Below are 10476 nucleotides of genomic sequence, written 5' to 3'. Positions count from 1 at the left end.
CCGGCTCGGGGACGGCGGCGCCCAGGCAGACGGCGCACGGCGCCTCGGACCCCGCGTTGGCCCGCGTCCACGCCTCGGTGAGCTGTGCGAAGCCGTCGCCCACGGTGCCGAGCGGGGTGCCGCCGGGCGAGGTGGACAGCGTCCCCGTGGGTCCGGCGTGGAGCCGGAGTCCGGGGCCGTCGCCCGCCGGTCCGGCGCCGAGCGCGGGGAGGTCGGCGAGCTGGATGGCCGGGTTGGTGAGGAAGTCGGCGAAGCCGCCCTCCTCGTAGGCCCGGTCGGCGTCGTTGAGGTACGCCTCGAAGTCGCCCTCGTCCGCCACCCGGACGACCGTGGGCCCGACGATCGACATGTACTCGCTGATGCCGTACGCCTGGATCTGGAGGTAGAAGCCGGGGTCGTGCGTGAACTCGGTGCCCGGCTCGGAGAGCGAGCCCTCGTAGGCGACGAGAGCGGGGCCCTCGCCCGGCGCGGGGGCGGAGCCCGCCTCGCCCGGTACGAAGATCATGGTGTCGTCGTCCACCGCGTCCGAGGCGAGCAGGGCGTCCAGGTGGGCGGCGTCCTCCAGCACCACGGTGCCGGCGGCGGCGCGCGGCGCGCCCCGTTCCGTGGTCGCACGCCCTGTCGACCAGCTCATCAGGCGCACTTTTAGCGCGGACATGACACACCCTCCTCAATGACGCGGCAATGAGACGCAGTAATGACTCGCACGAAACAGTTCTCACGGGCGCACGGCACGGCACGACACGACACCGCACACCATGCCCGGAGAAATAAAATCCGGAACCTAAACGGAAGGAAGAGCAGAAAGAATTTTCTTGAGATCGGACATCGCTTCCTGCGCGCCGACGGCATTGAATACCCCGGTCACATTCAGCACCACTTCGTCAACGCCCGCCTTTTCATAGGCCCGCAATTGATCGAGCACCTGCCCGGTATCACCGCTGAGAAATGCGCCGCCCGCCACGATTGCTTTCGCGTCGGCCTCGACGTCTTCACCGCCCACGCCCACGCCGGCCCGGCGCAGCATGTCGATGTAATGGGGGCCCCGCAGATGCGCCGCGTTGCTCGCGAGCGCGATCCGGTCCGGGCTCCGCCCCTCGTGCTCCAGCGCCACCGGCACGATCGCGGTCAGCCGGGGCACCGGCCGGCCCGCTCGCGCGGCTCCCTCGCGCAGCGCCGGCAGCACGGTGTCGGCGAGATAGGAAGCGGGGGTCAGCCAGGTGATCGCCACATCGGCGATCTCCCCCGCGAGACGGGCCATTCCGGGCCTGAGCACGCCGAGTCCCAGCTCGACGGGAGGGGCGGGGAAGGCGGGCAGGGCGCCCTGGAACGAGACGAACTCACCCTGTACGTCCACGACTTCGTTGGCGAGCAGCCCGCGCACGATGGTCAGGTACTCGCGGGCCGCGGTCAGCGGACTGCGGTACGGCGCACCGAGCAGGCTGCGCTGCATCGAGCGCCCGCCTGGACCGAAGCCGGCCACCACCGGCTGCCCCGTCGCCAGCGCCACGGAGCGCGCCTGCAGGGCCGCCTCGTACGGATGGCGCAGCGGCATCAGCGTGACGCCGAACCCGACCGGCACCCGGAATCCCGCGCCGGCGGCGTGCGTGAAGCCCTGGTGCGGCTCCACATACAGCGCCTGTCCCTGCCACAGGCGCTCGGCCCGCGTCCACTGGACCAGGCCCGCATAAGGCAGCAACTGCTCGGGGCGCCTCGGTAAGAAAGGCACCAGAACCGAATAGCCAGTCACGAAGAACCCCCGATGATTACGTGCCCCGACCGCCCCCGGAATGAACACAACCATCACATGATGTTCGTGTTATTTCCATCACGCTCTCGACGTGCGCCAATCATGGCACCGACGTGAAGAGGTGTAAAGAGTCTGTATTGAAGCGGAAGAAGATCACCGATTGTCCGATTCAACGGAATAGCGCAACTGATCATGGACCATCCCAAGATGATCACCCCCTAAACCGGACAAAAGGTGGCGTGCCGACGGCCGCCGAGCGGCCGCACGGACCCTTTCGCGGCCGCTTCCGCAAGGGGGACGCCTACAAGCGGAATCCGCTGCTCCAACAGGAGCGGAACATGTAAACGGAATTCATTCGGCAGAACTGTTCGCTATCCGGAGTCCGGCGGCGTAAGCACGGCATGCCGCGTACTCCGGCAGCGCCCCCGACGCCCGCGCCCGCTCCAGCGTCGGCGCCGCCCGGTCCCGCTCCGACAGCACGGGCCGCTCCACCGGCCAGTCGATGGCCAGCCCGGGGTCGAGCGGATGCACCGCGTGCTCCGCCGCCGGCCGGTACGGCTCCGAGCACATGTAGCTGAGCGTCGTGTCGTCCTCCAGGGCGCAGAAGGCGTGCCCCAGCCCCTCCGCCAGGTACACGGCCGCCCGCCGTTCGTCGTCCAGGCGCACCGCCTCCCAGCGCCCGTACGTCGGGGAGCCCGTCCGCAGGTCCACCACCACGTCCAGGCAGGCGCCCCGCACACACGTCACGTACTTGGCCTGCCCCGGCGGCACGTCCGCGTAGTGCACCCCCCGCACCACGCCGCGCGCGGACACCGACAGGTTGGCCTGCGCCAGCCGCAGCGGATGGCCGACCGCCCCGGCGAGCACGTCGGCGCGGTACCACTCCAGGAAGACCCCGCGCGGATCGGTGCGGCGCGGCGGCCGGATCTCCCAGGCCCCCTCGATGCCCAGCGCCCGCACCTCCATCAGCCCGTGCCCCGTTCGTCCAGCAGGTCCAGGAGGTAGCGGCCGTAGCCGCTGGCCAGCAGGGGCGCGCTCAGTTCGCGCAGCCGCGCGTCGTCGATGAGCCCGCACCGCCACACGGTCTCCTCCAGGCAGCCGACCTTCAGCCCCTGCCGCTCCTCGACCACCCGCACGTACTCCGACGCCCCGACCATCGAGGCGAACGTCCCGGCGTCCAGCCAGGTCGCGCCCCGGTCGAGCGGGGTCACCTTCAGCTCGCCCCACCGCAGGTACGCCTCGTTGACCGCCGTGATCTCCAGCTCCCCCCGCGCGCTGGGGGTGAGACCGCCCGCGATCCCGACGACGCGGTTGTCGTAGAAGTAGAGACCGGGCACCGCGTACCGCGAGCGCGGCCGCACCGGCTTCTCCTCTATGGACAGCGCGGTGCCGTCCTCGTCGAACTCCACGACGCCGTACGCCGACGGGTCGGCGACCCGGTACGCGAAGATCCGCGCCCCCACCGGATCGGCGTACTGCCGCAGCCGCGTCCCGAGACCGGCGCCGTGGAAGAGGTTGTCGCCGAGCACGAGCGCCACCGGCTGGTCCGCGATGAAGTCCGCGCCGATCACCAGCGCCTGCGCGATCCCCTCGGGGCGCTCCTGCACCCGGTACTCCAGACGCAGCCCGAACTGGGAGCCGTCGCCGAGCAGCCGGCGGAAGTGCTCCCGGTCGTCGGGGCCGGTCACGATCAGGATCTCGCGCACGCCCGCCAGCACCAGCGTGGTCAGCGGGTAGTAGATCATCGGCTTGTCGAAGATCGGCAGGAGCTGCTTCGACACCGCCCGCGTGGCCGGCCACAGGCGGGAACCCGTACCACCGGCGAGGAGTATTCCGCGCATCGTCACCGAGGGGGGCGCGCCCTGCGGCGGCCGGCCCCGTATCCCTTCCGGTCCGAGTTGCGCGTGATCCTAATGTCCGGGCGGGCCCGCCACCAGGCTCCGGCGGGCCGCGGCACCGCGGGAAATGGGTTCGCCGTTCCTCCGGCCCGGGTGAGATCCTGGGGTCCGTATGTCTACTTCCTTCGCCGATCTCCAGTCCCGGCTCGCACAGCTCTCCCTCCGCGACGCGAACCGGCTCGGCCGCCGCCTCGAGGGAGCCCGCCGCATCCGTAAGCCCGAGGCCCAGCGGGCCGTGCTGGACGAGATCGCCACGCAGGCGGACAAGGCGGCCGGGCGGCTCAGCCGGCGGGCCGAGCGGATGCCCGCCGTCACCTATCCCGAACAGCTCCCGGTCAGCCAGAAGAAGGACGAGATCCTGGAGGCGATACGCGACCACCAGGTCGTGATCGTCGCCGGTGAGACCGGCTCCGGCAAGACCACCCAGATCCCCAAGATCTGCATGGAGCTGGGCCGGGGCGTCCGGGGCATGATCGGGCACACCCAGCCGCGCCGGATCGCCGCGCGCACGGTGGCCGAGCGGATCGCCGACGAACTGAAGACCCCGCTGGGCGAGACGGTCGGCTGGAAGGTCCGCTTCACCGACCAGGTGGACCCGGAGGCGACCTTCGTCAAGCTGATGACGGACGGCATCCTCCTCGCGGAGATCCAGACGGACCGCGAGCTGCTGGCCTACGACACGATCATCATCGACGAGGCCCACGAGCGGTCCCTGAACATCGACTTCCTGCTGGGCTACCTGGCCCGGCTGCTGCCCCGGCGCCCCGATCTGAAGGTCGTCGTCACCTCCGCGACCATCGATCCGGAGCGCTTCTCGCGCCACTTCGGCGACGCGCCGATCATCGAGGTCAGCGGGCGCACGTATCCGGTGGAGGTCCGCTACCGGCCGCTGCTCGAAGAGGACGCCGAGGACGCCGACCGCGACCAGATCACCGCCATCTGCGACGCCGTGGACGAGCTCCAGGGCGAGGGCCCCGGCGACATCCTGGTCTTCCTCTCCGGCGAGCGGGAGATCCGCGACACCGCCGACGCCCTCAACAAGCGCAACCTGCGCCACACCGAGGTGCTCCCCCTCTACGCGCGCCTGTCGCACGCCGAGCAGCACCGCGTCTTCCAGCGCCACACCGAACGCAGGATCGTTCTGGCGACGAACGTCGCCGAGACCTCGCTGACCGTGCCCGGCATCAAGTACGTGATCGATCCGGGCACCGCCCGCATCTCCCGCTACAGCCACCGCACCAAGGTCCAGCGGCTGCCGATCGAGCGCATCTCGCAGGCCAGCGCCAACCAGCGCAAGGGCCGCTGCGGCCGTACCTCGGACGGCATCTGCATCCGGCTGTACTCCGAGGACGACTTCCTGACCCGCCCGGAGTTCACGGACGCGGAGATCCTGCGGACCAACCTGGCCTCCGTCATCCTCCAGATGACCGCCGCCGGCCTCGGCGACATCGAGAAGTTCCCCTTCATCGACCCGCCGGACCACCGCAACATCCGCGACGGTGTCCAGCTCCTCCAGGAGCTGGGGGCGCTCGACCCCGCGGAGAAGGACCCCAAGAAGCGGCTCACCCCGCTCGGCCGCAAGCTCTCCCAGCTCCCGGTGGACCCCCGGCTGGCCCGGATGGTCGTCGAGGCCGACCGCAACGGCTGCGTACGCGAGGTCATGGTCATCGCCGCCGCGCTCTCCATCCAGGACCCGCGCGAGCGGCCCTCCGACAAGCAGACGCAGGCCGACCAGCAGCACGCCCGCTTCAAGGACGAGACCTCCGACTTCCTGGCCTTCCTCAACCTGTGGCGCTACATCCGCGAGCAGCAGAAGGAGCGCGGCTCCTCCAGCTTCCGCCGGATGTGCAAGCAGGAGTACCTCAACTTCCTGCGCATCCGCGAATGGCAGGACATCTACGCCCAGCTCCGCTCGGTCGCCAAGCAGATGGGCATCTCCCTGAACGAGGAGGACGCGCCCGAGCAGTCGGTGCACACCTCGCTGCTCGCCGGGCTGCTGTCGCACATCGGGCTCAAGGACACCGAGAAGAACGAGTACCTGGGCGCCCGCAGCGCCAAGTTCGCGATCTTCCCGGGCTCCGCGCTGTTCAAGAAGCAGCCGCGGTTCGTGATGTCCGCGGAGCTGGTGGAGACCTCCCGGCTCTGGGCGCGGGTCAACGCCCGGGTCGAGCCGGAGTGGATCGAACCGCTGGCCCAGCACCTGCTGAAACGCACGTACAGCGAGCCGCACTGGGAGAAGGACCAGGCCGCGGTCATGGCCTACGAACGGGTCACCCTGTACGGGGTACCGATCGTCGCCCAGCGCAAGATCAATTTCGGCCGTATCGACCAGGAGACCTCGCGGGACCTCTTCATCCGCAACGCCCTGGTCGAGGGGGACTGGCGCACCCACCACGAGTTCTTCCACGCCAACCGCAAGCTGCTCGGCGAGGTGGAGGAGCTGGAGCACCGCGCCCGGCGCCGCGACATCCTGGTGGACGACGAGACGCTGTTCGACTTCTACGACCAGCGCATCCCGGAGCACATCGTCTCCGGCGCCCACTTCGACTCCTGGTGGAAGCACAAGCGCCGGGACGAGCCGGACGCGCTCGACTTCGAGCGCTCGATGCTCATCAACGAGAAGGCCGGGGCCGTCACCAAGGACGACTACCCGGACTCCTGGCGGCAGGGCAGACTCAAATTCCGGGTGACCTACCAGTTCGAGCCCGGCGCGGACGCGGACGGCGTCACCGTCCACATCCCGCTCCAGGTGCTGAACCAGGTCACGGCGGAGGGCTTCGACTGGCAGATCCCCGGCCTGCGCGAGGAGGTCGTCACCGAACTCATCCGCTCGCTGCCCAAGCCGATCCGCCGGCACTACGTGCCCGCGCCGAACTACGCCGCCAAGTTCCTGGACCGGGCCGTCCCCCTCCAGGAGCCGCTCACGGTGACCCTGGCCCGCGAACTCCAGCGGATGGTCGGCGTCCCGGTCACCGCGGACGACTTCGACCTGGCCCGCGTTCCGGATCACCTCAAGATCACGTTCCGGATCGTGGACGAGCGGCGCCGCAGGGTCGCCGAGGACAAGGACCTGGAGGCGCTGCGGCTGCGGCTGCGCCCGAAGGCCCGTCAGGCCCTGTCCAAGGCCGCCGCGGCCACCGCGGGCCCCAGCGGCGAGTCCGTCGAGCGCTCGGGCCTCAAGGACTGGACGATCGGCACGCTGGACAAGGTCTTCGAGACGCGCAGGGCCGGGCAGCCGGTGAAGGCGTATCCGGCGCTGGTGGACCAGGGCGAGAGCGTCGCCGTACGCCTCTTCGACACCGAGGCCGAGCAGCAGCAGGCGATGTGGCGCGGCACCCGGAAGCTGATCCTGCTGAACATCCCGGTGAACCCGGCGAAGTTCGCCTCGGACACGCTGACGAACCAGCAGAAGCTGGCCCTGTCCCGCAACCCGCACGGCTCCGTCCAGGCCCTGTTCGACGACTGCGCGACGGCGGCCGCGGACCGGCTGATCGCGGCGCACGGCGGGCCCGCCTGGGACGAGGCGTCGTTCCGGACCCTGTTCGACAAGGTCCGCGCCGACCTGGTGGACCTGACCGTCCGCACGATCGGCCAGGTGCAGCAGATCCTGGCGGCCTGGCAGGCGTGCGAGCGCCGGCTCAAGACCACCAACAGCCTGGTCCTGATCAACAACGTCACCGATGTGCGCGACCACCTGGCGCGCCTGATGCCGCCCGGCTTCGTCACCGCGACCGGGCTGCGCAGGCTGCCCGACCTGATGCGCTACCTGGTCGCCGAGGACCGCAGGCTCCAGCAGATGCCGACCAACGTCCAGCGCGACACCACGCGCATGGAGAAGGTCCACGAGATGCAGGACGAGTACGCCTGGCTGCTGGAGCAGCTGCCGAAGGGCAGGCCCGTCCCCCAGGAGGTCCTGGACATCCGGTGGATGATCGAGGAGCTGCGGGTGAGCTACTTCGCGCACGCCCTGGGCACCGCGTTCCCCGTCTCGGACAAGCGCATCGTGAAGGCCATCGACGCCGCCGCCCCCTGAGGACGGGCGTAGCGGCTCCGGCACCCGGAGTGAGTTCGACCGCACCCTCCGGACTCCTGTACAGTCTGTTTTCGCAGCCGGACGCGAGGAAGGCCGCGAAACCTGGTCCTGTGGAGCAGTTAGGAGTGCTCGCCACCCTGTCAAGGTGGAGGCCGCGGGTTCAAATCCCGTCAGGACCGCAGTACCGAAGGCCCGGATTCCCTGAATCCGGGCCTTCGCGCGTCTTGACTCCGGACTCCGCCGACGAGTACTCAGAAACCAGGGCCCGTCCCCGGATTCCCGGAGCGGGGGCGGCGCGCATCCACCGGGAGGTGGCGCGATGGGGACAACCACGGCCGAGCCGGCGCGGGTCCGCGCGAGAACACCCCGGCACGACGTCCGGGCCCTGCTGAGAGCCCATCTGGCCGCCGCTTCCGGCTATCGGCACCTGACCCGGCGCTGCGCGGTCTGCGCCCGGCTGCTGCGGCTCGCCACGGAGCCCTCGGCGGCCCCTCCGGACGCCGGGGCGGACGAGATCCCCGCCGGACCGCCCGGGACGCCCGCGGGGCGCCGAGGAGGCCCGTCACGGGCTTCGGGGACCGGGGACGTAAGTCCCGCCACGACATGACCTTCGGCACCGCCGCCGGCTTCCTCACAGTGGCAGGCTCGTAGATGGCAACAGTCATGCGGTGTGACGGGTGTCACTGAATCAGTTTTGAGAAGGGGGGAGTTTACACCCTTCCTACAACTGGCGAATTTAATATGTGCAATTGCACTCCCCGGAGGGATGCAGTCCGTTTTTCACCGCACCACCCGCCGGCCACCCGCCACCCGCCCCCTGCGGGCCCCCGGCCGCGACGGCGTCCGCAGGACGGCACGGCGCCGAACGGCGGGGTGCGTACGGGGCCCGGCGCGGGCACAAAAAATCGCGCTGGACCCGGCGGAGTCCAGCGCGATCGGATGACATGACCCGTAAGGCACGGGTACGGCGCCCGTTGGGGCGGGCGCCCGTCATATGGAGCTATGGGTGGGCAAGTGGGTTGGGGGGCCCAAAAGCCCAGGTGTGAAGGGGTGACAGGGGGTTTGTCAGCCCTCGCTGCGCTGCTGCGGAATGCCCGCCAGCAGAGCACGGACCTCCGCCTCGCGGTACCGGCGATGCCCACCGAGCGTGCGGATGGACGTGAGCTTGCCCGCCTTCGCCCAACGGGTAACCGTCTTCGGGTCCACGCGGAACATCGTGGCAACCTCAGCCGGGGTCAGCAGCGGCTCGGCATCAGGGGTGCGAGCGGTCATGAGCGGCCTCCTCGGGAGAACCGAACCATCTCGGTTCTTTCCTCTAAATTCTGCACCTTGACCCACGTTGCCCGAAATGGCGGACGCGGGCCGAGTCGGTTATAGGACGAACGGCTTGTCCTCGGCACTACAACTACACCATCCGTCCAGCCACGTCGGCCAAACCGATGGAATTGCCCTCCCAGGTGTCCATCAGCGACGGAAAGCCGATGGACCATGCCATAGCGGACAGTCACCCCACCGTGACGATCAGTCACAGAGCGATCAGGAGTCATCAGACCCCCCATAGCGTGCAATGCTGAGCGATCCGCCCATACATGGACGGATGGAGCCCTCGCCGGACTCCTTGTCCTATTTTGGCACGAGGGGTAGGGAAGGGCGCAAGGGCCCTGTAAGTGCTATCCATCACGGTTGAGGCAAAGGCCCGGTTCGGGACGTAGGTCCCGCCACCTCCCGCGTCACAGGGACCACTTCACCCTCACGTGTCACACCCGCAACAGGTTCACCCCGTCCCGCACGAGTGACACCGGCTCCCCGATCGGACGGCTCCGCCCTCAGTTGGCGAACTGACGGTCCCTCACGGCCCGCCAGCGCTCCGCGAGCCGCGCGTACGCCTCGGCGGCCCGCTCGGCCTCCCCGGCCCGCAGCGCGGCGATGCCCTCCGCCACGTCGGCCGCACTCCGGTCCTCGCTCAGCTGCCGCTCCGGCAGCGCGTGCACCAGCCCGCCGTAGTCCAGCTCCACCAGCGCCCGCGGGTGGAACTCCTCCAGCCACCGCCCGACGTCCACCAGCCCCGTGGTCAGCGGACCGTCCTCCATCGTCTCGCGCAGCGTCCGCAGCGACCGGGCCAGCCGGCGCCGCGCCTCCACCATCGGCGTCCGGTACCGGAACACGGGCGGCTCCCCGTCCGGCCCGGCCACCACGTGCTCCCGCTCCTCGTCCGCGAACAGCACGAACCAGCGGACCGGGACCTGCCACACCGCCGACCTGATCCACGGCCGCGCGTCCGGATGGCGCTCGGCCCACCGCTCGTGGTCCGCCAGCGCCTGGCCGCGCACCACCGGCGGCAGCACGGCGTCCAGCACCGGACCGGGGAACAGCTCCGCCAGCCCGTCCAGCGCCAGCCAGCCGCGCAGTCTGGTCCGCCACGGGCACACGCACACCACGCCGTCCAGCTCGGCCACGAACGCGTCCGCGCTCTCGTGCACGGGCACCCCGGCGGGCGGGGTCGCCGCCAAGTCGGCCAGCGAGCGCCGGAGTTCGTCCTGCGCCGTGGGCATCCGGTCGCGGGCCGCGTACCGGGCCCAGTGGGAGCGCTCGGGCTCCGGGAAGGCCGCCAGTGGCTCGTACACCCGGAGGTAGGACGCGTAGGGAACCAGCACCGAAGACACCACCGACATGCGGTGATCGTGTCACGCCCGGCCCCCTTGGGGGTGATCCTCGGCACGGAAACAGATCTACGTGGGGGTAGCACTTACGCTCTTGCTCATCGGGCCGACCCACGCGGGCGGACCGATGGGCCC

Annotated in this window: 8 protein-coding genes and 1 tRNA gene; 3 read left to right on the top strand and 6 right to left on the bottom strand. The window is 70.1% G+C overall.

The annotated features are described in order from the left end of the window. The 4 genes from mpaB to rfbA form a co-directional block, all read right to left on the bottom strand. A partial coding sequence (gene mpaB, locus MHW47_RS10700) for a daptide biosynthesis RiPP recognition protein (RefSeq protein ID WP_308381600.1) occupies window positions 1–634 on the bottom strand: 634 nt, incomplete at its 3' end. Between the two features lie 150 nt (window positions 635–784). Beyond that, window positions 785–1804 (bottom strand): LLM class flavin-dependent oxidoreductase, encoded by a 1020-nt coding sequence (locus MHW47_RS10695; RefSeq protein ID WP_239222435.1) that lies wholly within the window; start codon window positions 1802–1804, stop codon window positions 785–787. Window positions 1805–2101: 297 nt separating this feature from the next. Then, complete coding sequence (locus MHW47_RS10690; RefSeq protein WP_239222434.1) at window positions 2102–2716, bottom strand: dTDP-4-dehydrorhamnose 3,5-epimerase family protein; 615 nt, start codon at window positions 2714–2716, stop codon at window positions 2102–2104. After that, the gene (rfbA, locus tag MHW47_RS10685) at window positions 2716–3591 is read right to left on the bottom strand and encodes a glucose-1-phosphate thymidylyltransferase RfbA (protein WP_239222433.1); all 876 of its coding nucleotides are present in this window, start codon (window positions 3589–3591) and stop codon (window positions 2716–2718) included. Before rfbA ends, MHW47_RS10690 begins: the two co-directional genes overlap by 1 nt. A gap of 169 nt (window positions 3592–3760) precedes the next feature. Between rfbA and hrpA the strand changes: the two genes are divergently transcribed. The 3 genes from hrpA (at window position 3761) to MHW47_RS10670 (ending at window position 8288) form a co-directional block, all read left to right on the top strand. Continuing rightward, a complete protein-coding gene (gene hrpA / locus MHW47_RS10680) occupies window positions 3761–7681 on the top strand; it encodes an ATP-dependent RNA helicase HrpA (RefSeq protein ID WP_239222432.1) in 3921 nt (1306 codons plus the stop codon). A 104-nt stretch (window positions 7682–7785) separates the two neighbouring features. Then, window positions 7786–7860: transfer RNA gene (locus tag MHW47_RS10675), tRNA-Asp, on the top strand. A gap of 140 nt (window positions 7861–8000) precedes the next feature. Further along, window positions 8001–8288 carry a DUF6274 family protein gene (locus MHW47_RS10670; protein WP_239222431.1) on the top strand — a complete coding sequence of 96 codons (288 nt, stop codon included), beginning with the start codon at window positions 8001–8003 and terminating at the stop codon, window positions 8286–8288. A gap of 458 nt (window positions 8289–8746) precedes the next feature. On the opposite strand, the gene bldC is transcribed toward MHW47_RS10670, so the two are convergent. Next, the gene (bldC, locus tag MHW47_RS10665; protein ID WP_020869672.1) at window positions 8747–8953 is read right to left on the bottom strand and encodes a developmental transcriptional regulator BldC; all 207 of its coding nucleotides are present in this window, start codon (window positions 8951–8953) and stop codon (window positions 8747–8749) included. A 554-nt stretch (window positions 8954–9507) separates the two neighbouring features. Further along, window positions 9508–10353, bottom strand: a complete 846-nt coding sequence (locus MHW47_RS10660; RefSeq protein WP_239222430.1) for a hypothetical protein — start codon at window positions 10351–10353, stop codon at window positions 9508–9510. Window positions 10354–10476: the final 123 nt, after the last annotated feature.

The sequence above is a fragment of the Streptomyces sp. OfavH-34-F genome (genome assembly GCF_022347745.1).
GTDB lineage: Bacteria > Actinomycetota > Actinomycetes > Streptomycetales > Streptomycetaceae > Streptomyces.
This window is presented reverse-complemented; position numbering and strand designations above follow the sequence as displayed.